The organism is Streptomyces sp. NPDC054794 (assembly GCF_053611585.1).
The window spans coordinates 72814-95359 of sequence record NZ_JBSHAQ010000026.1; the positions used below are offsets into that span (position 1 = coordinate 72814).

At 72.0% G+C, this 22546-nt stretch carries 27 protein-coding genes and 1 pseudogene; 19 read left to right on the top strand and 9 right to left on the bottom strand.

All coding sequences use genetic code 11. The features are described 5' to 3' along the window. Positions 1 to 40: 40 nt before the first annotated feature. From ACWGKT_RS26225 to dnaK, 4 genes are all read left to right on the top strand, one after another. A complete protein-coding gene (locus ACWGKT_RS26225; protein WP_453275627.1) occupies positions 41 to 1102 on the top strand; it encodes an ATP-binding protein in 1062 nt (353 codons plus the stop codon). Continuing rightward, positions 1099 to 2895 (top strand): vWA domain-containing protein, encoded by a 1797-nt coding sequence (locus ACWGKT_RS26230; RefSeq protein ID WP_453275628.1) that lies wholly within the window; start codon positions 1099 to 1101, stop codon positions 2893 to 2895. The genes ACWGKT_RS26225 and ACWGKT_RS26230 overlap by 4 nt, the downstream gene beginning before the upstream one ends. A gap of 57 nt (positions 2896 to 2952) precedes the next feature. Next, positions 2953 to 3378, top strand: a complete 426-nt coding sequence (locus ACWGKT_RS26235) for an OsmC family protein (RefSeq protein ID WP_235459912.1) — start codon at positions 2953 to 2955, stop codon at positions 3376 to 3378. A gap of 130 nt (positions 3379 to 3508) precedes the next feature. Beyond that, positions 3509 to 5374 carry a molecular chaperone DnaK gene (dnaK, locus tag ACWGKT_RS26240; RefSeq protein ID WP_453275629.1) on the top strand — a complete coding sequence of 622 codons (1866 nt, stop codon included), beginning with the start codon at positions 3509 to 3511 and terminating at the stop codon, positions 5372 to 5374. Between the two features lie 11 nt (positions 5375 to 5385). On the opposite strand, the gene narJ is transcribed toward dnaK, so the two are convergent. From narJ to ACWGKT_RS26265, 5 genes are all read right to left on the bottom strand, one after another. Continuing rightward, positions 5386 to 5859, bottom strand: a complete 474-nt coding sequence (narJ, locus tag ACWGKT_RS26245) for a nitrate reductase molybdenum cofactor assembly chaperone (RefSeq protein ID WP_356146562.1) — start codon at positions 5857 to 5859, stop codon at positions 5386 to 5388. Then, positions 5859 to 5981, bottom strand: coding sequence for a hypothetical protein (locus tag ACWGKT_RS26250; RefSeq protein ID WP_268835699.1), 123 nt, complete (start codon positions 5979 to 5981; stop codon positions 5859 to 5861). The genes narJ and ACWGKT_RS26250 overlap by 1 nt, the downstream gene beginning before the upstream one ends. Positions 5982 to 6059: 78 nt before the next feature. Further along, positions 6060 to 6869 carry an SAM-dependent methyltransferase gene (locus ACWGKT_RS26255; protein WP_356146565.1) on the bottom strand — a complete coding sequence of 270 codons (810 nt, stop codon included), beginning with the start codon at positions 6867 to 6869 and terminating at the stop codon, positions 6060 to 6062. Between the two features lie 116 nt (positions 6870 to 6985). Beyond that, positions 6986 to 7849, bottom strand: a complete 864-nt coding sequence (locus tag ACWGKT_RS26260) for a helix-turn-helix domain-containing protein (protein ID WP_453275630.1) — start codon at positions 7847 to 7849, stop codon at positions 6986 to 6988. An 85-nt stretch (positions 7850 to 7934) separates the two neighbouring features. Continuing rightward, positions 7935 to 8765: a helix-turn-helix domain-containing protein gene (locus ACWGKT_RS26265; protein ID WP_453275631.1), complete on the bottom strand. Its 831-nt coding sequence runs from the start codon at positions 8763 to 8765 to the stop codon at positions 7935 to 7937. A 68-nt stretch (positions 8766 to 8833) separates the two neighbouring features. On the opposite strand from ACWGKT_RS26265, the gene ACWGKT_RS26270 reads away from it, so the two are divergent. The 5 genes and pseudogenes from ACWGKT_RS26270 to ACWGKT_RS26290 all read left to right on the top strand — a co-directional run bounded on the left by ACWGKT_RS26270 (position 8834) and on the right by ACWGKT_RS26290 (position 11073). After that, positions 8834 to 9109 (top strand): ADP-ribosylglycohydrolase family protein, encoded by a 276-nt coding sequence (locus ACWGKT_RS26270; RefSeq protein ID WP_453275632.1) that lies wholly within the window; start codon positions 8834 to 8836, stop codon positions 9107 to 9109. Positions 9110 to 9355: 246 nt separating this feature from the next. After that, positions 9356 to 9469 (top strand): annotated as a pseudogene (locus ACWGKT_RS26275) (ADP-ribosylglycohydrolase family protein); the annotation flags it as partial. Between the two features lie 67 nt (positions 9470 to 9536). Further along, a complete protein-coding gene (locus ACWGKT_RS26280) occupies positions 9537 to 9935 on the top strand; it encodes an ADP-ribosylglycohydrolase family protein (protein WP_453275633.1) in 399 nt (132 codons plus the stop codon). Between the two features lie 77 nt (positions 9936 to 10012). Further along, positions 10013 to 10318: a 4a-hydroxytetrahydrobiopterin dehydratase gene (locus tag ACWGKT_RS26285; protein ID WP_235459919.1), complete on the top strand. Its 306-nt coding sequence runs from the start codon at positions 10013 to 10015 to the stop codon at positions 10316 to 10318. 5 nt (positions 10319 to 10323) lie between these two features. Further along, entirely contained in the window at positions 10324 to 11073 is a 750-nt protein-coding gene (locus tag ACWGKT_RS26290) for a class I SAM-dependent methyltransferase (RefSeq protein ID WP_453275634.1), read from the top strand. Here ACWGKT_RS26290 and ACWGKT_RS26295 read toward each other — a convergent pair. Together ACWGKT_RS26295 and ACWGKT_RS26300 are read right to left on the bottom strand one after the other, a co-directional pair. Beyond that, positions 11051 to 11518 (bottom strand): hypothetical protein, encoded by a 468-nt coding sequence (locus ACWGKT_RS26295; protein ID WP_453275635.1) that lies wholly within the window; start codon positions 11516 to 11518, stop codon positions 11051 to 11053. The two genes, ACWGKT_RS26290 and ACWGKT_RS26295, sit on opposite strands and share 23 nt — an antisense overlap. Beyond that, positions 11515 to 11994 carry a hypothetical protein gene (locus ACWGKT_RS26300; RefSeq protein ID WP_453275636.1) on the bottom strand — a complete coding sequence of 160 codons (480 nt, stop codon included), beginning with the start codon at positions 11992 to 11994 and terminating at the stop codon, positions 11515 to 11517. The genes ACWGKT_RS26295 and ACWGKT_RS26300 overlap by 4 nt, the downstream gene beginning before the upstream one ends. A 40-nt stretch (positions 11995 to 12034) precedes the next feature. On the opposite strand from ACWGKT_RS26300, the gene ACWGKT_RS26305 reads away from it, so the two are divergent. The 3 genes from ACWGKT_RS26305 to ACWGKT_RS26315 all read left to right on the top strand — a co-directional run bounded on the left by ACWGKT_RS26305 (position 12035) and on the right by ACWGKT_RS26315 (position 15066). Then, positions 12035 to 13012: a helix-turn-helix transcriptional regulator gene (locus tag ACWGKT_RS26305; protein WP_453275637.1), complete on the top strand. Its 978-nt coding sequence runs from the start codon at positions 12035 to 12037 to the stop codon at positions 13010 to 13012. Positions 13013 to 13239: 227 nt separating this feature from the next. After that, on the top strand, positions 13240 to 14106 hold the full coding sequence (locus ACWGKT_RS26310; protein WP_453275638.1) for a class I SAM-dependent methyltransferase: 867 nt from the start codon (positions 13240 to 13242) through the stop codon (positions 14104 to 14106). 261 nt (positions 14107 to 14367) lie between these two features. Next, positions 14368 to 15066 carry an SDR family oxidoreductase gene (locus ACWGKT_RS26315; protein ID WP_453275639.1) on the top strand — a complete coding sequence of 233 codons (699 nt, stop codon included), beginning with the start codon at positions 14368 to 14370 and terminating at the stop codon, positions 15064 to 15066. Positions 15067 to 15079: 13 nt separating this feature from the next. Here the strand turns inward: ACWGKT_RS26315 and ACWGKT_RS26320 are convergent, their stop codons facing one another. Then, on the bottom strand, positions 15080 to 15775 hold the full coding sequence (locus ACWGKT_RS26320; RefSeq protein ID WP_356146600.1) for a glycoside hydrolase family 75 protein: 696 nt from the start codon (positions 15773 to 15775) through the stop codon (positions 15080 to 15082). A gap of 205 nt (positions 15776 to 15980) precedes the next feature. On the opposite strand from ACWGKT_RS26320, the gene ACWGKT_RS26325 reads away from it, so the two are divergent. Then, complete coding sequence (locus ACWGKT_RS26325) at positions 15981 to 16592, top strand: hypothetical protein (protein WP_453275640.1); 612 nt, start codon at positions 15981 to 15983, stop codon at positions 16590 to 16592. Between the two features lie 152 nt (positions 16593 to 16744). Here the strand turns inward: ACWGKT_RS26325 and ACWGKT_RS26330 are convergent, their stop codons facing one another. Continuing rightward, complete coding sequence (locus ACWGKT_RS26330) at positions 16745 to 17581, bottom strand: aldo/keto reductase (protein WP_453275641.1); 837 nt, start codon at positions 17579 to 17581, stop codon at positions 16745 to 16747. A gap of 320 nt (positions 17582 to 17901) precedes the next feature. On the opposite strand from ACWGKT_RS26330, the gene ACWGKT_RS26335 reads away from it, so the two are divergent. The 6 genes from ACWGKT_RS26335 to ACWGKT_RS26360 are packed head-to-tail and all read left to right on the top strand — an operon-like array spanning position 17902 to position 22546. Beyond that, complete coding sequence (locus ACWGKT_RS26335) at positions 17902 to 18108, top strand: hypothetical protein (protein WP_453275642.1); 207 nt, start codon at positions 17902 to 17904, stop codon at positions 18106 to 18108. Further along, complete coding sequence (pqqC, locus tag ACWGKT_RS26340; protein WP_453275643.1) at positions 18105 to 18839, top strand: pyrroloquinoline-quinone synthase PqqC; 735 nt, start codon at positions 18105 to 18107, stop codon at positions 18837 to 18839. Before ACWGKT_RS26335 ends, pqqC begins: the two co-directional genes overlap by 4 nt. Next, positions 18836 to 19090 carry a pyrroloquinoline quinone biosynthesis peptide chaperone PqqD gene (gene pqqD / locus ACWGKT_RS26345; protein WP_235457701.1) on the top strand — a complete coding sequence of 85 codons (255 nt, stop codon included), beginning with the start codon at positions 18836 to 18838 and terminating at the stop codon, positions 19088 to 19090. The genes pqqC and pqqD overlap by 4 nt, the downstream gene beginning before the upstream one ends. Continuing rightward, on the top strand, positions 19087 to 20163 hold the full coding sequence (gene pqqE / locus ACWGKT_RS26350) for a pyrroloquinoline quinone biosynthesis protein PqqE (RefSeq protein WP_453275644.1): 1077 nt from the start codon (positions 19087 to 19089) through the stop codon (positions 20161 to 20163). The genes pqqD and pqqE overlap by 4 nt, the downstream gene beginning before the upstream one ends. After that, positions 20160 to 21764, top strand: a complete 1605-nt coding sequence (locus tag ACWGKT_RS26355) for a glycoside hydrolase family 88 protein (protein ID WP_453275645.1) — start codon at positions 20160 to 20162, stop codon at positions 21762 to 21764. Before pqqE ends, ACWGKT_RS26355 begins: the two co-directional genes overlap by 4 nt. Continuing rightward, a complete protein-coding gene (locus ACWGKT_RS26360) occupies positions 21761 to 22546 on the top strand; it encodes a Tat pathway signal sequence domain protein (protein WP_453275646.1) in 786 nt (261 codons plus the stop codon). The genes ACWGKT_RS26355 and ACWGKT_RS26360 overlap by 4 nt, the downstream gene beginning before the upstream one ends.

Genomic DNA, 22546 nt, shown 5'->3' on the forward strand with positions numbered 1-22546 from the left:
GAGTCGCTCACCTCTCGAACACCCCCAAGGAGCCCTGGGTTTGCAGGCCGCCGTCACCGTCACTCCCGCCCGTCTGCCCGACCTGCTGCTCGGCCTGGCCACCGTCCGGCCCGTCTTCCTCTGGGGCGCTCCCGGCATCGGAAAGTCCTCCCTGGTCAGGGAGTTCGCCGCCTCGCTCGGCCTGGAGTGCGTGAGCCTGCTCGGCACCCAGCTGGCCCCCGAGGACCTGATGGGCGTCCCGCAGATCCGCGACGGGCGCTCGGTGTTCTGCCCGCCGGAGGCGATCGCCCGCGACGAGCCGTACTGTCTGTTCCTGGACGAGCTGAACGCGGCCACCCCGGACGTGCAGAAGGCGTTCTACTCGCTGATCCTGGACCGCCGCATCGGCGGTTACGAACTGCCCAAGGGGTCCATCGTCATCGGTGCCGGCAACCGCGCCACCGACAACGCCCTCGCCCGCCCCATCGCCTCTGCCCTGGTCAACCGTCTCGCCCACGTCCACCTGGAGGCCTCCCCCAGGGACTGGCTCGCCTGGGCCGCCGGCAACGGCATCCACCCCTGGATCGTGGACCACCTCACCGACCGCCCCGACCACCTGTGGTCCAAGCCGCCCAAGACCGAGGAGCCGTTCTCCACGCCGCGTTCGTGGCACATGCTCTCCGACGCGCTGCACTCCTTCGGCCGGGACCTCGACGAGGCCACCCTGAAGGTCCTCGCCCACGGCACGCTCACCCCGGCCCACGCCACCGCGTTCTGCGGCTACGTCAAGATCGTGCGCAGCCGGTTCGGCATCGAGGCCGTCATCAAGGGGGACGCCCGCTGGCCGAACCGGCCGGAGGACCGCGACCTGCTGTACTACCTCGCCGAGTCCTTCCGCGGCCGACTCGTCAAGGAACTGCCGGCCAGCAAGGAGCACATGTCGGCGAACGGCCGGCAGACGGCGTACCGCGCCAAGTCCCTGCTGGTGCAGCTCGCGGAGATCTCCGTCGAGGTCGCGCAGACCGTGATCGCCTCGGACGCCGACGGCAATCCCGTACTGCCCTCCTGGTTCCTGATCGAGGCGGCCCGGGACATGCCCCGGCTCGTGGAGGCGCGCCGGTGAGCCGTACCCGGGGCAAGGGGCAGAAGAAGCGGGACCTCGCGGCCGAGGCGTTCGCCGAGGGGATGCGGCTGGTGAAGGCCAACCCGGCGCTGGCGGCGGTCGAGTTCGGCGTCTGCCGGCAGGAGGAGTGCAGGTTCGCGCCCCGCGACGGGCTCGTGGTCGTCGACTCGGACGCCGACCTGCACATCCACCCGAACCGCCTCGCCGAACCGGCCGCCTGGGCCTGGGCGCTCGCGCACGCCGTCCTGCACGTGGGCTTCGGGCATGTCCCCGCGGTGAAGGGCGAACGCACCCAGCCGGACCGGTTCGACCTCGCCGCGCGCTGCGTCGTCGTCAACCGCTTCCTGCTGAACTTCACCATCGGTACCACTCCCGAGGACCTCCCCGCCTCCTACCCCGACGGCGACGAGGAGCAGCTCGCCGCGCGCTGGCGCAGGGACGGGCTCCCGGCGGCGTACGAGCGCTGCGGCACGGCGGGCGACGAGCCCGACCAACTGCTCATGCCGTGGGTGGGCTGGCGGCAGCCCCCGGACCACCAACTGGCGTTCGCCACCGCGCTGACCCGTACGGTGTCGGCGGCGATGGACATGGCGGGCGGCCGCCGCGACTCCCTCGACGGTGAAGCGGCGCGGCTGCGCCCCTGGCAGCAGGCCCTGAGCTGGTTCATCGCCTCCTATCCGCTGCTCGGCGGCATCGCGGCCGGGATCAAGCTGGTCGCCGACGCCGAACTCGCCCGTGCCCACGGCATCTCCGTCGCCGCGGTGAACCCGGAGGCCGGCGAGATCTACGTCAATCCCGTGTGCCGACTCGACGACGAGGAGTGGCGGTTCGTCCTCGGCCACGAGATGCTGCACGCCGCCCTGCGCCACGGCGACCGCTGCGGCACCCGGGACCCTTACCTCTTCAACATCGCCTGCGACTACGTCATCAACGGCTGGCTCCGCGAGATGCAGATCGGCACCATGCCGGAGGGCCTGCTGTACGACCCGGCGCTCGCCGGCCTGTCCTCCGAGGAGGTCTACGACCGCATCGCCGGCGACCTGCGCCGCACGCGCCGCCTGGCCACCCTGCGCGGCAAGGGACTCGGCGACGTGCTCGGCGCCCCGCTCGGCCCGCCCGGCGACTACGTGGACCTCGACGAGTTCTACCGCCGCGGCCTGGCCCGGGGCCTGGACCTGCACCAGGAGCAGGACCGCGGTTTCCTGCCCGGCGGCCTGGTCGAGGAGATCCGCGCGCTCAGCCACCCGCCGCTGCCCTGGGACGCCCGGCTCGCCCGCTGGTTCGACGAGTTCGTGCCCCGCCCCGAGGCGGTGCGCTCGTACGCCCGTCCCTCGCGCCGTCAGTCGGCCACCCCCGACATCCCGCGCGCGGGCCGCTGGTTCCCGCCCGAGGAGGTGGCCCGTTGCACGTTCGGCGTGGTCCTGGACACCTCCGGCTCCATGGACCGCACGCTGCTCGGCAAAGCGCTCGGTGCCATCGCCTCGTACGCCGAGGCCCGTGACGTACCGGCCGCCCGGGTCGTCTTCTGCGACGCGGCCCCGCACGACGCCGGCTATCTGCCGGTCACCGAGATCGCCGGCCGGGTGCGGGTGCACGGCCGCGGCGGTACGGTCCTGCAGCCGGGGATCGACCTGCTGCAGCGGGCCGAGGACTTCCCGCCGGGCGCGCCCGTCCTGGTGATCACCGACGGCTGGTGCGACGTGCTGCGGGTGCGGCGCGAGCACGCCTATCTGATCCCCGAGGGCCGTCATCTGCCATTCACCGCCCGCGGGCCGGTCTTCAGGGTGCGCTGAGCCCGAATGTGATCGGATGGGACACCGAACCCGGGTCCACCCGCGAAAGGAAGAACCGTGGCAACCACGCGCACCGCTCACACCGTCTGGGAAGGCAACCTGATCGAGGGCAACGGTGTCGTCACCTTCGACTCCTCCGGCATCGGCCAGCAGCCGGTGTCGTGGCCGTCGCGCGCCGAGAAGGCGAACGGCAAGACCAGCCCGGAGGAGCTGATCGCCGCCGCACACTCCAGCTGCTTCTCCATGGCGCTGTCGCACGGCCTGACCGGCGCCGGCACCCCGCCCACCAAGCTCGTCACCTCGGCCGACGTCACCTTCCAGCCGGGTGAGGGCATCACCGGCATCCACCTGACCGTCGAGGGCACCGTCCCCGGCCTGGACGAGGACGGCTTCGTCGCGGCCGCCGAGGAGGCCAAGAAGAACTGCCCGGTCAGCCAGGCCCTGACCGGCACCACCATCACCCTGTCGGCGAAGCTCGCCTGACACCCCCGTGCCTTCGGATGCCGCGTCCCCCCGGGCGCGGCATCGCCGTTTCTGGGTACCCGGCATTGACAATGGACCACTCAAGTTTTGTGCTGGAGTCTGGGAAGGGCCCGGGCGGAAGGGGACGGAGATGGCACGTGCGGTCGGGATCGATCTCGGGACGACGAACTCGGTGGTGGCCGTACTGGAGGGCGGCGAGCCCACGGTCGTCGCCAACGCCGAGGGGGCGAGGACCACACCGTCGGTCGTGGCCTTCGCCAAGAACGGCGAGGTGCTGGTCGGCGAGGTCGCCAAGCGGCAGGCCGTCACCAACGTGGACCGCACCGCGCGCTCGGTGAAACGGCACATGGGCGACGCCCACTGGCGTTTCCCGGACAGCGGTTCGATCGACGGCACCCGCTACCGCGCCCAGGAGCTGTCCGCGCGGGTGCTGCAGAAGCTGAAGCGGGACGCGGAGTCCTACCTCGGCGAGGACGTCACCGACGCGGTGATCACCGTGCCGGCGTACTTCGACGACTCCCAGCGGCAGGCGACCAAGGAGGCCGGGGAGATCGCCGGCCTCAAGGTGCTGAGGATCATCAACGAGCCGACGGCCGCCGCCCTCGCCTACGGCCTCGACCGGGGCGAGGAGCAGACGGTCCTCGTCTTCGACCTCGGCGGCGGCACCTTCGACGTCTCCCTGCTGGAGATCGGCGACGGCGTCATCGAGGTGAAGGCCACCAACGGCGACACCCACCTGGGCGGCGACGACTGGGACCAGCGGATCGTGGAGTACCTGGTCAAGCGGTTCAAGGGACAGAACGGCATCGACCTGAGCAACGACAAGATGGCGGTGCAGCGGCTGCGCGAGGGCGCCGAGAAGGCCAAGATCGAGCTGTCCTCCTCGTCGGAGACGAGCATCAACCTCCCCTACATCACCGCCTCCGCCGAGGGCCCGCTGCACCTGGAGGAGAAGCTCACCCGCGCCCAGTTCCAGGAGCTCACCGCCGATCTGCTGGACCGCTGCAAGACCCCCTTCCACCAGGCCGTCAAGGACGCCGGCGTGAAGCTCTCCGCCATCGACCACGTCATCCTCGTCGGCGGTTCGACCCGGATGCCCGCGGTCACCGACCTGGTCAAGGAGCTCACCGGCAAGGACCCACACAAGGGCGTCAACCCCGACGAGGTGGTCGCGGTCGGCGCCGCCCTGCAGGCCGGTGTCATCCGCGGCGACGTCAAGGACGTCCTGCTGCTGGACGTCACCCCGCTGTCCCTGGGCATCGAGACCAAGGGCGGCATCATGACCAAGCTCATCGAGCGCAACACGACCATCCCGACCCGCCGTTCGGAGATCTTCACCACCGCCACCGACAACCAGCCCTCGGTCGGCATCCAGGTCTACCAGGGCGAACGCGAGATCGCCGCGTACAACAAGAAGCTCGGCGTCTTCGACCTGACCGGCCTGCCGCCCGCCCCGCGCGGGGTGCCGCAGATCGAGGTGGCCTTCGACATCGACGCCAACGGGATCATGCACGTCTCGGCGAAGGACCTGGCCACGGGCCGCGAGCAGAAGATGACGGTCACCGGTGGCTCGGCCCTGCCCAAGGACGACATCGACCGCATGATGCGGGAGGCCGAGCAGTACGCCGAGGAGGACCGGGGGCGCCGCGAGGCCGCCGAGACCCGCAACCAGGCCGAGCAACTCGTCTACCAGACGGAGAAGTTCATCCGGGACAACGAGGACCGGGTGCCGTCCGACACCAAGGCCGAGGTCGAGGCGGCGGCCGGCGAGCTCAAGACCCTGCTGGAGCAGAACGCCGACACGGCCGCCCTGCGCGGCGGCGTCGAGAAACTCGCCTCCGTCAGCCAGAAGATGGGCCAGGCCATGTACGCCCAGGCCGCCGGGAGTTCAGCCGAGGGACACACGGCCGACGCGAACGGCACCCCGGAGGAGGAGGGCGTGGTCGACGCGGAGATCGTCGACGACGAACGCGACACGAAGGGCGGCGCGGCCTGACACGGCGCCGCCTAACCCGGCACGGCGGCGCACACCGCGTCCAGGACGGTCGCGTACGGTGTGCCGAACTCGGCGAGGCGGCGGCGGAGTTGCTCCAGGGCGTCGCGGTGCTCGGTGAGCAACTCCGTCTCGCCGGTGCGGGAGGTGAACTCCAGGACCGCCGGCAGGAAGTCGGGCGGCTTCTCGCCGCTGCACTCCAGGCCGTGCGCCTTGAAGGCGTCCGCACAGCGCGTGAGCGGTCTCCCGCGCCGCCGGGCGTCACCCTCGTACCACCGGCTGAGCCGGAGGCTGCGGCGGTCCTCGGCGTCGAAGACCCGCACATAGTGCGCGGCCAGCTCCGGCAGCGGGGTCGCGGTCGCGTGGTCGGTGAACTCCCGCAGCTGCGGGGCCGCTTCGCGCAGCAGCGGCAGCCGGGCGACGAAGTCGTCGTCCGGATGGGTCAGGCACAGCGCCGCCGCCTGGTACAGCACCGCGTCCGTGGGCATCACGCCTCCCGTGGGCGGTGCGGGCCGGGCGCCGGCCGGTCGGGCCGGACGATCCGTGCGGTGTGCGGCGGCTGCCCGACCGGCTCGGCGGGCGGCGCGGACGATATCCGGGTGTCGGTCACGTGCGCTCCCTTGCTCGCCCCCGGTTTCGAACCTAGGGGCGAGCGCGGAAGCGCACCTGTTCACCGCACCCGTCCGGGTCAGGCCTTGCGCGCGACCCCGGCGTACACGGGCACGACACCCTCCGCCTGGGCCGCCACGTCCTCCGGCTCCGGCCGCCACCCGTACACCGGGATCACACCGGGGCCGAGCAGTTCGAGGCCGTCGAAGAACCGGGTGAACTCGGGCAGCGTGCGCGGGTAGAAGGGCGTGCCGCTGCGCCGGAACAGCTCGGTCGCCTGGGCCACGCCCTCGGGGCTGAGGTCCGGGGTGACCTGGGAGAGGATCAGGTAGCTGCCGGGGGCGAGCAGGGAGACGTACCGCCCGACCAGGCCGTACACGTCGTCCTCCGCGTCGCCCAGGTAGTGGGTGAGCGCCACCAGGGACAGCGCGACGGGCTGCGCGAAGTCGAGGGTCTCGCCGGCCAGCCGCAGGATGGTGTCGGGGTCGCGGACGTCGGCGTGGACGTACTCCGTGGTGCCCTCGGCGGAGCCGTGCAGCAGCGCCTCCGCGTGCCGCAGGACGATCGGGTCGTTGTCCGCGTACACCACCTTGGCTTCCGGGGCCGCGCCCTGGGCCACCTGGTGCAGGTTGGGCTCGGTGGGGATGCCCGTCCCGATGTCCAGGAACTGGCGGATCCCGGCCTCGGCGGCCGTGCGTACGGCCCGGTGCATGAACCGGCGGTTGGCGCGCGCCCCCCGCACCGCCGTGCCGTCCGCGGCCAGGATCTTGCGGGCCAGCTCCTCGTCCACCGGGTAGTTGTCCTTGCCGCCCAGCCACCAGTCGTACACCCGGGCCGGGTGCGGACGGCTGGTGTCGATCTGGACGGGCGCGGCGTCGGATCCTGTCATGCGGTGTCGTCTCCTAGGCGATCGAAGGGTCTTCGAGGGATGTCGATGGGGGTGCCGCCCGCTGCGGGCGTGCTGCGTGCGTGCCCCGCGGCCGGGCGCGGGCGCCGTGGGCGGTCTCAGAGGTTCTCGCGGTGCTCCCGCAGGATCTTCCGGGTGCGCTGGGCCGACGCGGCGCGAGCGGTCATGTGGTCCAGGACCTCCAGGTGCGCGGAGACCTCCTTGCGGGAGTCCAGGTACAGGGCACCGGTCAGGTACTCGGTGAAGACCATGTCCGGCAGCTCCGGCTCGGCGAACCGGAACAGCGAGAAGGGCGCGTACGTCCCAGGGTGCGGGCCGCTCGCGAACTCCGCCAGCTGCAGTGTCACCTGGTCCCGTTCTGCGTACTCCAGCAGTTTGTCCAGCTGGTCGCGCATGACCTCGCCGCGGCTGCTCACCGGGCGCCGCAGCACCGTCTCGTCCATGATCACCCACAGGTGCGGGGCGTGCTCCCGCTCCAGCAGCCGCTGCCGCTCCATGCGCAGCGACACATGCCGTTCGATCGCCTCCGTGCCGGCCTGCCCGATCGTGCCGGCCTCCAGCACGGCCCGCGCGTAGTCCTCGGTCTGCAGCAGGCCGGGCACGAAATGCGGCTCGTAGGAGCGGATGATCCGGGCGGCGCCCTCCAGGCTCACGTACAGGCTGAACCAGTCCGGCAGCACGTCGTGGAACCGCTGCCACCAGCCCGGCTGATTGGCGTCCTCGGCCAGCTCCACGAACGCGGCGGCCTCGTCGGCGGGCACACCGTACGTCGTCAGGAGCACCTGTACGTAGGGAATCTTCAGCGCGACCTCGGCCATCTCCATCCGCCGTACGGTCGCCGACGCCACCCGCAGCACCCGGGCCGCCTCGTCGCGCCCCAGGCCGGCCGCCTCGCGCAGCTCCTGAAGCCGCTTGCCGAGCACCACCTGGCCGACGGTGGGCGCAGCCCGCCGCTCACTCACGCCACGCCCTCCCCTACGCGCCGTCGTACGCGAGCAGTGTGTCACGGCACGCCGTGTCGCACACGTGGTCGAGGGGACTGACGTGTCAACTCGTCAATTCCCGCAGGTACTTGGCGGTCGCCGGGTCCGCCGGCAGGAACGTCTCGATGGCCAACTCGGCGACCGTCACGTCCATCGGCGTGTTGAAGGTGGAGATCGACGACACGAACGACAGGATCCGGCCCTCGTGATCGATCCGCATCGGCAGCGCGAAGTAGGCGACGGATCCGGCCGGTTCCTCGTCGTCCGCGCCCGGCGGCACCGGGTACGCCGCGACCTCCTCGTACAGCGTGCGCAGGGCGTCCGAGCGGTGCAGGGCGATCTGCCGCTCCATCTGCGCGAGCAGGTGCCCGCGCCACTCGCGCAGATTGCGGATGCGCGGCGCGAGCCCGTGCGGGTGCAGGGTCAGCCGCATCGCGTTCGGCGCGGGCGCCAGCAGGGACTCCGGTACGCCGTCGAGCAACATCGCGATGCCCCGGTTGGCGGCGACGACCGTGTACGTGGCGTCGACGATCAGCGCCGGATACGGCTCGTAGCCCTGGATCAGCCGTTCCATGCCGTCGCGCAGCGCGTCGAGGGCCGGATCGTCCAGCGGGGTCTCGGGGTAGTGCGGGGCGTAACCCGCCGCCAATAGCAGGGCGTTGCGCTCCCGCACCGGCACGTCCAGGTGCTCGGCCAGCCGCAGCACCATGTCCTCGCTCGGCCGCGAACGGCCCGTCTCGATGAAGCTGATGTGCCGGGCCGAGGAGTCGGCACGCAGCGCCAACTCCAGCTGGCTGACCCGGCGTCGCTCCCGCCAGGCGCGCAGCAGCGGGCCGACGCGCTTGTCGGCGGGGGTGGCGGCGGACACGGCGGAGCCGGCGGCGACAGTGGTCATGCGGACGACCGTAGTCGAGGAGCGCGCGCATGAACGAGCCGTGGCAGTAGTCCTGGGCGGCCGCGGCGGTGTACCGGGCCAGAGTCCGCGGCTGCCTGCTCGGTGGTGCGCTGGGCGACGCCCTCGGATACCCCGTCGAGTTCTCCTCCCTGGACCGGATCCGGGCCGCGCACGGCGAGCGCGGGGTGACCGGGCTGGTGCCAGGAGCACACGGCGCGGCCGGCCGGATCAGCGACGACACCCAGATGACCCTGTTCACCGCCGAGGCCCTCGTCCATGCCCACGCACGGGAACGGCACAAGGGCATCGGCGGCGACTGGGTCCTGCTGCTGCGCCGGGCGTAAGAGCGCTGGCTGGAGACCCAGACGAAGCCGGGCCCCGAACAGGCCGCACCGCCCGCGAGCGGCGCCCCGGCCGGCGGCCTGGTCACCGAGCCTGGCTGCACACCCCCAGAGGGGGCACCCCCAGCCGCGCCCCCGGCAACGCCTGCCTGTCCGGCGTCGCCCAGATGTACGCCCCCGACGCGGGGACTTCCGCTCGACGGCACTCCCGGAGAGGTCAACCCCGACGCCAAGGGCTGCGGCGCGGTGATGCGCTCGGCGCCCTTCGGCCTCGTCAACCCCGCCGACGCGGCGTTCGCCATGGCCGCCCGCGGCGCCCAGATCACCCACGGCCACCCCACCGGCCACTACGCGTCGGGCGCGCCGGCCGCGATCCTGGCGTACCTCGTCGCCGGGGACTCCCTGGAGGGCTCGGTGCTGCGCGCTGCGCGTGCCGGAGTTCCCCCAAGTTCTCGGCTCCGCTCGAACAGGGGACCCCCGTCCCGGCCACGAAGAGACCTCGACCGACCTGCGCCGGGCCGTCGACCCGGCCGCGCAAGGGTCGCCGACGGCCGAGAAGGTCGAGTCCCTGGGCGCGGGCTGGGTCGCCGAGGAGGCCCTCGCCATCGGCGTCTACTGCGCGCTGGCCACGCCCCGGGTCGAGGACGCCCTGCTGTTGTCCGTCAACCAGTCGGGCGACAGCGACTCCACCGGCTCCCTGTGCGGCAATCTGCTCGGCGCCCGCCACGGCGACGTCGGCCTGCCGCACTCCTGGGTCGAGCGGGTCGAGGGCCGCGCCCGGATCACCGCACCGGCGGACGACCTGGCGGCCGAATGCGGCCGTCGCTGACCCCTTCGGTCAGGGCCGCGGCGGCTCTCCTGTGGCAGGCTGAACGGGTACGCGACCCGTAGGAAGGGAACCGTCCCATGCCCGTCGAACCGTTGTCGCAGAAGGAGATCGAGGACCGGCTGGCCGAGCTGCCGGGCTGGTCGCTCGAAGGGAACCGCATCGCCCGCTCCTACCGGCTCGGCTCGCACTTCGCGGCGACGGCACTGGTCGTGCACATCGCCCAGATCCAGCAGGACCTCGACCACCACTCCGACCTGACCCTCGGCTACCACTCGGTGTCCCTCACCGTGAACACCCACAGCGTCGGCGGCGCCGTCACCGAGAAGGACTTCGAGCTCGCCCGCAAGGTGGAGGACATCGCCGCAGGTCACGGAGCACACTGAACCGTGTGCTGGATTACGACAAGGAAGCCGACGCCTACGACGCCTCCCGGGGCGGCGAACCACGCGCCGAGGCGGCCGCCGACGCCGTCCTCGGCCTGATACCCGACCACGCCCGGCGTCTCCTCGACGTCGCCTGCGGCACCGGCATCGTGACCCGCCGGCTGGCGGCCGCCCGGCCCGGAACCCGGGTCACGGGCGCCGACCTCGCCCCGGGCATGGCCCGGATGGCCGAAGCCCGGCTGCCCGGCTCGGTCCTGCTGGCCGACAGCCGCCGGCTGCCGTTTCCGGGCGCCACCTTCGACGCCGTCACCAGCGTGTGGCTGCTGCACCTGATCGACGAACCGGCCGACGTCCGGGCCGTCGTCGCCGAGTGCGCGCGGGTGCTGCGCCCCGGCGGGGTGTACGTCACCACCGTCGACAAGGCCGCCGCGCACGACGTCGGCAGCGACATCGACGTCGTCCTCGCGCCCCGCCCGCGCCGCCCCGCCCACGACGCGGCCGCGACCGTCGCCGCGCACGCCGCCGACCACGGACTCCTCCCCGCGGGCCGGGCCACCTTCCCCGGCCTCGGCCAGGGCCGCACTCCCCGGGGCACCATCGCCGACCTGCGCCGCGGCTGGTTCACGGTGCTGCGCCCCGACAACCCGCTCACCGAGCGCCTCGCCGAGCGGCTGGCGGCCCTGCCCGACCAGGACCGCCCCCGCCCCGACCCCCGTTTCAGCGTCCGCGCGTTCAGGAAGCCGCGGGCCGACTGAAGTCCATCGTCCAGTTGGTCACCCAGGTCTCCCCGCCGTCCACCGAGAACGCCTGCTCCCAGCGCGCCGCGGTGGGGGAGACCCCGGACCACACGAACCGCACCCGCACGTCCTTCCCGTCGTGCGTGTCGGTGCCGTGGAACTCGCCGCGGCCGCCCTCGAACCGGCCCACCACCGGCGGGAACAGCTTCCCGCTGCGGCTGGAGGACCAGTACAGCGACCACCGTTCGCTCTCCCGGTCGAACAGCCGCAGCGTCAGACCCTTGGACCCGAGCCGGGGCAGGTCGATCTCGTCGATGTTCGCGCCCCCGTCGAACAGCGGCCAGCAGCGGCTCGTCGACGGGAACTCCTCCCAGTCGCCGTCCGGGTCGAGGAAGTCGGCGCGGCGGCGGTGGCGGACCTCCCAGTCGCCGTGGAAGAAGTCGAAGTCGTGCGGGCTGCTCATGAGCGGTCTCCTGTGGTTCCCTCGGGCAGGGTGTCGGTCACATAGGCCTCCAGGTCGGGGACTTCGGGGGCGAGCAGATGCCGCACCCAGGCGTCCCGTTCGTGCTGGATCGGCGGCAGCTCCCACACACAGCCGATCCACGGCAGGGCCGGCACGACGAAGTGGGTGGGGTCGGTGTCCGTGCAGCCCAGCACCGGCTGGCCCGCCGCCGCGTTGCGGTAGTGCAGCACGTTGTCCCACACCCAGCTGTACGCGTTGAGGTAGGCGCCGCTGTCCCCGCCCCGGTGCAGCACGACGAACGTCGCCGGCGGTGTGCCGTCCGGCTCCGGCAGCAGCTCGGGCAGGATCGCGTACGCCGCCCGCTCCACCTCGGGCGCGATGCCCGCGGGGTCGGTGGTGACGTGGTAGCGCTTGACGCGCCGGCCGGCCACCACGATCGGCGGCGGCACGGTCAGCAGTTTCTCCTCGAAGGCCATGGACGGGACGCTAGGCCCGCTTCACTGACATCCTGTGTCAGTGAAGTCCAGCCGTCTCGTCTCGATCCTGCTGCTGCTCCAGACCCGGGGCCGGATGACCGCCGCCCGGCTCGCCGAGGAGCTCGACGTCTCCGTGCGCACCGTCTACCGGGACGTCGAGGCGCTGAGCGCGGCGGGGGTGCCGCTGTACGGCGACGCGGGCCACGCCGGTGGCTACCGCCTCCTCGACGGCTACCGCACCCGGCTCACCGGCCTGACCACCGAGGAGGCCGAGGCCCTCTTCCTCGCGGGCGCCCCGGGACCTGCCGCCGACCTCGGGCTCGGCCCGGTGCTGGCCGCCGCCCAGCTCAAGGTCCGCGCCGCCCTCCCGGCCGAACTGCGCGCCCACGCCGACCGCGTCAGCGGCCGCTTCCACCTCGACGCCCCCGGCTGGTACGCCGACGCCGACGACACCCCGTACCTCGCCGCCGTCGCCGACGCCGTCTGGAACGGCCGTGTGCTGGACGTCCTGTACCGGCGCTGGCGCGAGCCCACCGACGTGCGGCGCCGCCTGGAACCCTACGGGCTGGTCCTGAAGGCGGGCCGCTGGTACGTCGTCGCCGGACCCGGGCCCGGGCTCGCACCACGGACCTTCCGCGTCGACCAGATCCTCCGGCTCGCCGCCACGGACGAGGAGTTCACCCGCCCCGCCGACTTCGACCTGGCCGCCTACTGGACGGCGTACCAGCGCGACTTCCACGACCGGCTGCACGGGGCGCAGGCGGTGATCCGGCTGGCCCCGGGCGCCCGCCTCACCGGCCCGGCGGGCGAGGCGGTACGAGCCAACGGCCGCACTGACCCAGACGGTTGGACCGTGGCGACCGTCCCCATCGAATCCGTCGACCACGCCCACGGCGCATTCCTGAGCCTGGGCGCCGACATCGAGGTCCTGCGCCCCGCCGAGCTGCGCGACCGAATCAGCCGCACCGTCTCCGAACTGGCCCGGATCTACGGCAACTCCCTTGCGGGCGGCGGCTGAGGGAGGAACCACGGCCCGGGACGACGTGCGGTCCCCAGTGCGGGTGGGGACCGCCCGAAGAAGCGCCCGGGAGGTGCCCCGGCGGATCGCGTCCCGCACCGCCCGGGTCGGCGCCCGGCCGGCGCCTTGCTGTCGCGCATCACGAATTTGCCGTACCGGCAACAGAACTGGCCCGCGCGCGGTGCGTCGGCGCACTCTGGGCGCACCTGGACGAGAGGCTGACCACCATGGCGCACCACCACCACGACCACACCGACATCGACTGGGCGCAGATGGCCGCGCACCTGGAGACGCAGGCGGAGCTGTTCGCGCCCGTCTACGAGCGGGCCATGGCCTGGCTGGCGAAGGAGGTGACCGAGCCGGGGCTGATCGTCGACGCGGGCAGCGGGCCCGGCGTCGTGTCGTGCCTGTTCGCCGAGGCCTTCCCGGGCGCGCGGGTCGTCGCGGTGGACAGCACCGAGCCGCTTCTCGACCGGGCCCGCGCCCGCGCCGCCCGCCAGGGCGTCGCCGACCGCTTCGGCGTCCTCGCCGGTGAACTCCCCATTGTGCTCGACGAGTTGGACTACCCCGCCGACCTGCTGTGGGCCAGCCGCAGCCTGCACCACCTCGGCGACCAGCGCGCCGCGCTCGCCGCCTTCGCCGCCCGCCTGGCTCCCGGCGGCACCCTCGCCCTGCTGGAGGGCGGCCTGCCGTCCCGCTTCCTGCCCCGCGACCTCGGCATCGGGCGGCCGGGGCTCCAGGCCCGGCTCGACGTGCTGCAGGAGGAGTGGTTCGCGCAGATGCGGGCCGACCTGCCCGGTGCCGTCGCCGAGACCGAGGACTGGCCCGCCCTGCTGACGTCCGTCGGCCTGAAGCACACCCGCACCCGCAGCTTCCTGCTGGATCTGCCCGCCCCCGCGTCCGAGCGGGCCCGCGCCTATGTCGCCGCGCAGTTCTCCCGCTTCCGCGACGACCTCGGCGACGCCCTCGACGCCGACGACCGCGCCACCCTCGACCGCCTCCTCGACCCGACCGACCCGGCGGGCGTGCACCGGCGCCCGGACGTGTTCGTCCTGTCCGCGTACACCGTGCACACGGCGGTACGACCCGTCTGACCGGCCCGCTCAGCGCTGGGATTCACCTTCGACGGCGGCGAGTTGCGTCTCGTCACGCCCCATCTCCGCGACCGCGCAGCCGTGTTGGATCCCCGGCGGGCCGTCGTGGCGGTGTGCGCACGGGCCGGGGGCGGCGCGACCCGGGCCGATTGGCACCGGTACCTGCCGTCCGTGCCCTGCCGCGACACCTGCGTTCCTTGACTTCGAGAGCGCTTCAAGTGATGGACTCCCCGGCGTTCACCGAAACACAGGGGGTACATCATGACCGACTCTCCGGTCGCGCTCATCACCGGTGGCGGCAGCGGCATCGGCGCCGCCGTCGCCCGGCAGCTGCTGGAGGCCGGGCACCGCGTCGCCGTCACCGGCCGCGGCGAGCGGCGGCTGCGCGACTTCGCCGCCGAACTCGGCGAGCCCGACGGCCTGTTGACCGTCGTGGGGAACACGGCCGAGTACGACGACGTGCGGGCGGCGGTCGACGGCACCCTCAAGGCGTTCGGGCGGCTCGACATCGTGATCGCCAACGCCGGTTCCGCCACCCACGATTCGGTCGCGGAGGGCGACCCGGCCGGCTGGACCGACATGGTGCTGACCAACGTGCTCGGCCCCGCGCTCCTCATCCGGGCGTCGATCGACGCCCTGAAGGAGACCCGGGGCCGGATCGTCCTGGTCGGCAGCGTCGCCGGCTTCGTGCCCACCCCGGGCAACCTCTACGGGGCCACCAAGTGGGCGGTGACCGGTCTCGCCGAGAACACCCGCCGCCAGGTCACCGAATGGGGCGTCGGGGTGACCCTGATCGCGCCGGGCCGGGTGGAGACCCCGTTCTGGGACGGCAACGGACTGCCGCCCGGGCAGCTGCTCACCGCCGACCAGATCGCCGACTCGGTCGTGTGGGCCATCCGGCAGCCCGCCGGTGTCGACGTCAACACCGTCGTCGTACGGCCGCTCGGACAGCCCAACTGACCTCCGGGCCGGCTCAGTTGTTCCTCAGGAACTGCTGGGCCAGCTGATCCCCGAGAGTCACCGCCGCGCTGTGGCTCTCTATGGGGGACACCTTGGAGTTCTTGAACAGGATGTAGGTCACGCCGGAGTCGACCCCGCCGGTTTCCGGATCGGGGTCGATGCCGAGCGCCTTGGCGGTGGCGTACGAGGCCTCGCCGATGATCTTCGTCGGGCCGGTGTCGCCGACCACGGCGTACTCGACCTTGTTGTTGTAGATGACGGCGACCACGCCGCCGCCCTTGATGCCGGCACTGGAGTAGTTCCAGATGCCGCTGGAGCTGGGCACGACGACATAGGGCAGTGAATCCGCCTTCAGCGGCTTGCCGTTGGACTGGTGGAAGGCAGTGTCGTCCTGGTACCAGGGGTCGGTGTCCTCGTTGCACTTCGAGGTGCGCTGGCCGTCGCAGTCGACGTCCATGTCGGCCTTCCAGAACACGGCACCGTTCTTGCCGCACACGGGAATCGTGGCCGACGTCTCGTCATCGGTCTTGTACTTGCCGTTGGAGATCTGCGAACAGGACGTCACCTTGGCGAGCAGGTCGGCCGCGCTGACCGTGCCCTCCTGTGCGGAGGTTGGGGAAGTGGTGCCGGAGGCGTTGGCGGGGAGCACTCCGGCGGCGAGCAGTGCGGCCCCGGAGGCCGCGGCGAGGGTCAGTGTTCGGATGCGCACTGTGGGGGACCCTTCTGTTAGGAAAGTTTCCTTACCGGGTGCGTTACAAGGTGGCCCCTTTGCGTGGCCCCGTCAAGTCCGGTGGACCGAACGTGCGCACCGTGCGTCGTTTGCGGCCCTCAGTGCCCCAGAGAAGACTGGTCGTAGCGAACATTTCGGATTCCACCCCGGATGTTCACATCCGGCTCCCGGGAGGCGAGGCGGCATGTTCGTACGCACCGTGTACTCGACCGGCGATCCCACGAAGATCGACACGGCCGTCCGGGCCCTGAACACGCAGGGGCGCGACCTGCTCGAAGAGCGCCCCGGATACCGCGGGGCGGGCGTCTTCGTGGATCACCGGCTGGGCAAACTCTTCGCGGTGAGCTGGTGGGACACCGAGGAGGCCCGGCACAACAGCGACGAGGTGATGCGTGAGCGGCGCTCGTCGCTGCTCGATCCGTTCGCCGGGACCGTGGCGGTCGACAACTACGAGGTGGCGGTCTTCCACGCGATCCAGCATCCGCGGGTGGGCGGCGGAATGCGGCTGACCAGGCTGGAGTTCGATCCCCTGGACGCGGACCTGGTCGCCGACACGTTCCGGGCCACCGAGGTGCCCCGGCTCGAATCCCTCGCGGGGCTGGCCCGGACGTCCCTGTTCGTGGACCGGGAACGCGGGCGCGGCATGGTCGACACGCTGTTCGTGGACCGCGAGTCGATGGCGGCCACCCGCGCCGCCCAGGCACCGATCCGCCGCGCGGGCGCGGCCAAGGCCCATGTGACCGTGACCGCGCTGGAGGAGTTCGAGGTCGTACACGCGGACGTGCGTGCGGACTGACACCGGTTGGCGAGGCGGGCGGGGTCGGGTGCCTGCCCGGCAAGGCTGTCACGGGGCGTGTCTCAGGTGCGGGCCCCCGGTCGGGTCGTGTGCGTACGCCCCGCCGCGAGGAGGCCGTGCGGCGGGGTGTACGGGTGTGTGGGCGGGGGGGTTCAGCCCATGTCGAAGGCGGCCGGGTCGGGACCCAGGCGTCGGTCCTCGTTGAGCGCGCTGATCGCCGCGAGGTCCTCGGTGTCCAGGCTGAAGTCGAAGACGTCGATGTTCTCGCGGATCCGGGACGGGGTCACCGACTTCGGGATCACGATGTTGCCCAGCTGCAGGTGCCAGCGCAGCACGATCTGGGCCGGGGTGCGGTTGTGCTTCTGGGCGATGGCGACGATCGCCGGCACCTCCAGCAGGCCCCTGCCCTGGCCGAGCGGCGACCAGGCCTCGGTGGCGATGCCCTGCTCCGCGTGGAAGTCACGGGAGCCGTGCTGCTGCAGGTGCGGGTGCAGCTCGATCTGGTTGACCGCCGGGATGACCGACGTCTCGGCGATCAGCCGCTCCAGGTGCTCCGGAAGGAAGTTGGAGACGCCGATCGCACGGACCCGGCCGTCGGACAGGAGCTTCTCGAAGGCCTTGTAGGTGTCGACGTACTTGCCCCGGGACGGCAGCGGCCAGTGGATCAGGTACAGGTCCAGGTACTCCAGGCCCAGCTTCGCCAGGGAGGTGTCGAAGGCACGCAGCGTGGCGTCGTACCCCTGGTCGCTGTTCCACAGCTTGGTGGTGACGAAGACTTCCTCGCGGGGCAGGCCGGAGGCGGCGATGGCCTTGCCGGTGCCCTCTTCGTTGCCGTAGATCGCCGCTGTGTCGATGCTGCGGTACCCGGCCTCCAGCGCGGTGGCGACGGCCTGTTCGGCCTCGTCGTCCGGCACCTGCCAGACGCCGAAGCCCAGCTGGGGCATCTCCACGCCGTTGTTGAGGATTTTCGGGGGGACCTTGCTGCTCACGAGCTCTTGATCCTTCGGTTGACGAACAGGTGGTGCTCTTATCGTCAACGATCACGGGCCGTGATGCATTCCTGACTGCCGAATCCGCCGAATCCGCCAGAACTGACTGACGAGTCAGTCACGGGAGGGGGTTGGCCGAAGAGCATCCGATGTTTTCAGGGTTTTCGGTCCGGACCATTGACCGCGGCCCGTCCTCTCGGGACTCTGTATCGCGCCACCGAACGCGTCGCTGAATCAAATGCACACATGTGAACGACGCGCATATCGGCGCCTGTCTGCGCTCCGAGACCCCCCACCCTCAGGAAAGCAGGTACGTACACATGAACGAGACCCTGCCCGAGGCCCTCCCGGCGGAACGAACCGTTCTGGAGACATCGGATGACAATGCCTGGCAAAGCCCTGGATACACGGTCGTCGAGACCGCGCTCGAGGTGACCGCCTACGCCCTCGGCGACCTCCCGGGCGCCGGCGGCTCCGCCCGGGCCGGGGCGACCCCCGCGCCCGCCGCCCGGCGCCCCGCGCCGTGACCGCGCCCGTCCGCGCCGAGAGCACCGCGTCCCCCTGGCCCGCAGCCGAGTTCACCGCCCGACTGCGCGCCGTCACCGCCGAGCGCTATCACGACCGGCACCCCTTCAACCTTCGTATGCACCAAGGTGAGTTGACCCCGGCCGAGGTGCGCCGCTGGATCGCCAACCGGTTCCACTACCAGCGACACATCCCGGTGAAGGACGCGCTGATCCTCGCCAAGCTGGAGAGGCCCGTGCTGCGCCGCGCCTGGCTGCGCCGCATCCGTGACCACGACGGCTCGACCGAGGGCGAGGGCGGCATCGAGCGCTGGCTGCGGCTCGGCGAGGCGGCCGGTCTGGCCCGGGACGAACTGTGGGACACCTCCCGGGTGCTGCCCGGGGTGCGGCTCGCGGTCGAGCGGTACGTCACCTTCTGCGCCCGGCGTCCCGCGCTGGACGCGGTCGCCGCCTCCCTCACGGAGCTGTCCGCGCCCGACCTGATGCGCACCCGCATCGCCGCGTTCGAACGCCACTACCCGTGGATCGACCCGGCCGGTCTCGCCTACTTCCGCACCCGCGTCGGTCAGGGCGCGCGGGACGGCGAGGAGGCCCTCGCCCTGGTCCTGGCCTGGGCCCGCACCCGCCCGCAGCAGGAACGGGCGGTGGCCGCGCTGGCCTTCAAGTGCGAAGTGCTGTGGGCGCTGCTCGACTCCGTCGACCGGGGCGACGGCGTTGCCGGAGGCCTGCCATGACCTGGCGTCCCGCCCTGTCCCGCGGGGTCGTCCTGCGCCGGGACCGGGTGCGCGGCACCGACCTCCTGCTGCTGCCGGAACGGGTCGTCGTCCTGCACGGCGGGGCGGGCGGCGTGCTGCGGCTGTGCGACGGCAGCCGGAACGTGCCGGAGATCGTCGCCGAGCTGCGCGCGGCGTTCCCCGGAGCCCCCGTCGGCGCCGACGTCCCCTGGTTCCTCGCGGCGCTGCGGAAGGAGGGCTGGCTGACATGACCCCGGACCCCCCGTGGGCCCTGCTCGCCGAGCTCACGCACGGCTGCCCGCTGCGCTGCGGGTACTGTTCCAACCCCGTCGAACTGATCGGTCGGTCAAGAGAGCTGATCGCCGCGCAGTGGGCGGACGTGTTCCGGCAGGCCGGTGACCTGGGTGTCGTCCAGACCCATCTGTCCGGCGGCGAGCCGCTGCTCAGACGCGATCTGCCGGAACTCGTCGCCGCCGCCGACACCGCGGGCCTCTACACCCAGCTGGTCACCAGCGGACTGGGGCTGAGCGAGCGGCGGCTGGCCGGGCTCGTGTCGGCCGGACTGCGCAGCGTCCAGCTCTCCGTGCAGCACGCGGAGCCGGCCGCCGCCGAACGCATCGCGGGCGTCCGCTCGTTCGCGGCCAAGGAGCGCGCCGCCCGGCTGATCCGCGCGGCCGGACTGCCCTTCGGGCTCAACATCGTCCTGCACCGCGCCAACCTCGACGCGCTGGACGAGCTGATCACCCTCGGCGTGTCCTGGGGCGCCGACCGGATCGAGCTCGCCCACACCCAGTTCCACGGCTGGGCCCTGCGCAACCGCGCGGCCCTGCTGCCCACACCGGCACAGGTCGAGCGGGCCCGCACCACGGTCGCCCGCAGGCGCCGGGAACTCGGCGGCACACCGGAGTTGGTCTGGGTCGCCCCGGACCTGGTGGACGCCACGGCGAAACCCTGCATGGGCGGCTGGGGCAGGATCTCGCTCACCGTCGCACCCGACGGCACGGTCCTGCCCTGCCCGGCCGCCGCCGCCCTGCCCGGACTCGACCCGCCGAACGTCACCGACCGCCGACTCGCCTGGATCTGGCACGAGTCCGCGGCCTTCAACGCCTTCCGCGGCGAGTCCTGGATGCCCGAACCCTGCCGTGGCTGCGCCCTGCGCGCCGCCGACCACGGCGGCTGCCGGTGCCAGGCGTACGCGCTCACCGGCGACGGGACGCGCACCGACCCGGCCTGCCGCCACGCCCCCGACCACCACCTCGTACGCGACCTCGTGCACGGACCGCGCGAGACGTCCGCGTACGCGTACCGAGAAGGAGGACCATGAGACGCCGACGCCTGCGGGCGGCGCTGACGGCCGTCGCGCTCGCCGCCACCGCCCTGGCCGCGCTGCCCTCGGTGACCTCGACGCCGGCCGCCGCCGCGCCCCGCCCGGAGGCCCCCGCGCCGGCCGTGCACGAGGCCGAGGACGGGGTCATCGGCCAGGGCACCGTCGACTCCGACCACACCGGCTACACCGGCACCGGATTCGTCAACTACGGCAATCTGAGCGGCAGTTACGTCGAGTTCACGGTCACCGCCGACCAGCCGGGCACCGAGCCGCTCGCGTTCCGCTTCGCCAACGGCAGCACCGCCGACCGGCCCCTGGACGTCACCGTCAACGGTGTCACGGTCGCGCGCGGCCTGTCCTTCCCGGGCGACGGCTCATGGACGAGCTGGCGGACCCGGACCGTCGACGCGGCGCTGCGGCAGGGCACCAACACGATCCGCGCGACCGCCGTGAGTACCGGCGGCGGACCCAATCTCGACTCGCTGACCGTGGGCCGGCCCACCGCCGTCACCGACTGGTCGGCCGCCATGGTCGACTCCACCACCGCCCGCTACACGCCGAGCACGATCGGCGGCTGGTCGTACCCCGTCGGCCTGTACCTCTACGGCCAGTACCTCGTCTACCGGCGCACCCACAACGCCCGCTACCTGTCCTTCATCAAGAGCTACGTCGACCGGTTCGTGGCGAGCGACGGCTCGATCGGCCAGAGCTTCAACAACCTCGACAGCATGCAGGCGGGACGGCTGCTGACGATCCTGCACCACGAGACCGGCCAGGACCGCTACCGGATCGCGGCCAAGAAGATCCGCGACCGCCTCGACAGCTACCCGCGCACCCAGGACGGCGGCTTCTGGCACGCCGACTCCAGCAGCCGCGCCCACCAGTTGTGGGCCGACGGCGTCTACATGGTCAACCCGTTCCTCGTCGAGTACGGCAGGGAGTTCCACGACGCGGGCTACGCCGATGACGAGGCCGCCCGGCAGCTCGCCGTCTACGGCGGTCATCTCCAGGTGGGCAACGGCCTGTTGAAGCACGCCTACGACGAGTCGGGCACCGCCTCCTGGTCCGACCCGGCCACCGGTCTCGCCCCCGAGCACTGGTGCCGCGCCGTCGGCTGGTACTCCATGGCGATCGTCAACGTGCTCGACGCCCTCCCGGCCGACCACCCGCGCCGGACCGCGCTGCTGGGCATCCTGAAACGACTCGCCGCCGGTCTGGAGCACTACCAGGACCCGGCCACCGGACGCTGGTTCCAGGTGATGGACAAGGGCGAGCGCGGCGACAACTGGACCGAGACCTCCTGCTCCAGCATGTTCACCTACGCCCTCTCGCGCGGCGCCCAGCAGGGCTACCTCGACGCGCACTACGCGAGCGTCGCCGAACGCGGCTACCAGGGCGTCCTGCAGCGGATCTCGCTCGGTCCGGACGGCCGTACCGACCTCACCGACATCTCGATCGGCACCAACGTCGGCGACTACGCCTACTACATCGGCCGCACCCGTGCCACCAACGACTTCCACGGCCTCGGCGCCTTCCTGATCATGAACGAACAGCTGCGCGCCCGGCCCCGCACGCCCACTTCTTCGGAGCAGCCATGACCTCCACCCGCAGGACCCTGCTGGGCGCGGCCCTGACCGGCGCGACCGCCGCCGCCGTCGGCCTGCCCGCCACCCCGGCGAGCGCCGCCTCCTGGCAGCTGAAGTGGTCGCCGTCCGCGAGCGTCGACGGTCTCGGCGCCTTCGAGACGATCGAGGACGACCGCGCGAACTCGCACCCCGCCGGACACCCCCACATCCGCCCCGAGGGCGACAACTGGAGGTTCACCATGCACACGGTGGACCGGGACACCATGACCGACCGGCAGCGCCAGGAGGTCACCGGGCTGCGCACCTCGCCCGGCAGCTATCTGAAATGGCTGCCGGGACAGACCTGGCGGCTGACCTACTCGATGTACATCCCGAGCTCGCTGAAGGCCACGACCACCTTCACGCACATCATGCAGATGAAGCAGCCCGGCAACGGCAGCTCGCCGATCGTCGTGCAGTCCCTGCGCCGGGTCAACGGGGTCCAGACCATCGAGCTCCGGCTGCCGGTCTCCGGGACCCTGGTCGGCCGTACCTCCCTGGATCCGCTGCACGACCGGTGGACCGACGTCGACTTCCAGATCAAGGTCGGCAACGGCACGTCCGGCTCGGTGCGCTGGATCCTGAGGAGCGGCGGCACGACCCTGATCGACAAGGCGCGCACCGGCGTCGACACCTTCCTGGCCGACCGCGTGCGCCCGAAGTGGGGCATCTACCGCTCCCTCGGCGACAGTTCCGGCTCGCTCCAGGACTGCCACCTGCTCCTCACCCATCTGCGCGGCTACCAACTCGTCTGA

Coding starts and splice junctions, on each gene's coding strand:
- ACWGKT_RS26335 (WP_453275642.1), top strand. CDS start 17,902: ATGAACGAGACCCTGCCCGAGGCCCTCCCGGCGGAACGAACCGTTCTG.
- ACWGKT_RS26300 (WP_453275636.1), bottom strand. CDS start 11,994: ATGGCCTTCGAGGAGAAACTGCTGACCGTGCCGCCGCCGATCGTGGTG.
- pqqE (WP_453275644.1), top strand. CDS start 19,087: ATGACCCCGGACCCCCCGTGGGCCCTGCTCGCCGAGCTCACGCACGGC.
- ACWGKT_RS26285 (WP_235459919.1), top strand. CDS start 10,013: ATGCCCGTCGAACCGTTGTCGCAGAAGGAGATCGAGGACCGGCTGGCC.
- ACWGKT_RS26255 (WP_356146565.1), bottom strand. CDS start 6,869: ATGACAGGATCCGACGCCGCGCCCGTCCAGATCGACACCAGCCGTCCG.
- pqqD (WP_235457701.1), top strand. CDS start 18,836: ATGACCTGGCGTCCCGCCCTGTCCCGCGGGGTCGTCCTGCGCCGGGAC.
- ACWGKT_RS26315 (WP_453275639.1), top strand. CDS start 14,368: ATGACCGACTCTCCGGTCGCGCTCATCACCGGTGGCGGCAGCGGCATC.
- ACWGKT_RS26325 (WP_453275640.1), top strand. CDS start 15,981: ATGTTCGTACGCACCGTGTACTCGACCGGCGATCCCACGAAGATCGAC.
- ACWGKT_RS26360 (WP_453275646.1), top strand. CDS start 21,761: ATGACCTCCACCCGCAGGACCCTGCTGGGCGCGGCCCTGACCGGCGCG.
- ACWGKT_RS26355 (WP_453275645.1), top strand. CDS start 20,160: ATGAGACGCCGACGCCTGCGGGCGGCGCTGACGGCCGTCGCGCTCGCC.
- ACWGKT_RS26265 (WP_453275631.1), bottom strand. CDS start 8,765: ATGACCACTGTCGCCGCCGGCTCCGCCGTGTCCGCCGCCACCCCCGCC.
- narJ (WP_356146562.1), bottom strand. CDS start 5,859: ATGCCCACGGACGCGGTGCTGTACCAGGCGGCGGCGCTGTGCCTGACC.
- ACWGKT_RS26295 (WP_453275635.1), bottom strand. CDS start 11,518: ATGAGCAGCCCGCACGACTTCGACTTCTTCCACGGCGACTGGGAGGTC.
- ACWGKT_RS26310 (WP_453275638.1), top strand. CDS start 13,240: ATGGCGCACCACCACCACGACCACACCGACATCGACTGGGCGCAGATG.
- dnaK (WP_453275629.1), top strand. CDS start 3,509: ATGGCACGTGCGGTCGGGATCGATCTCGGGACGACGAACTCGGTGGTG.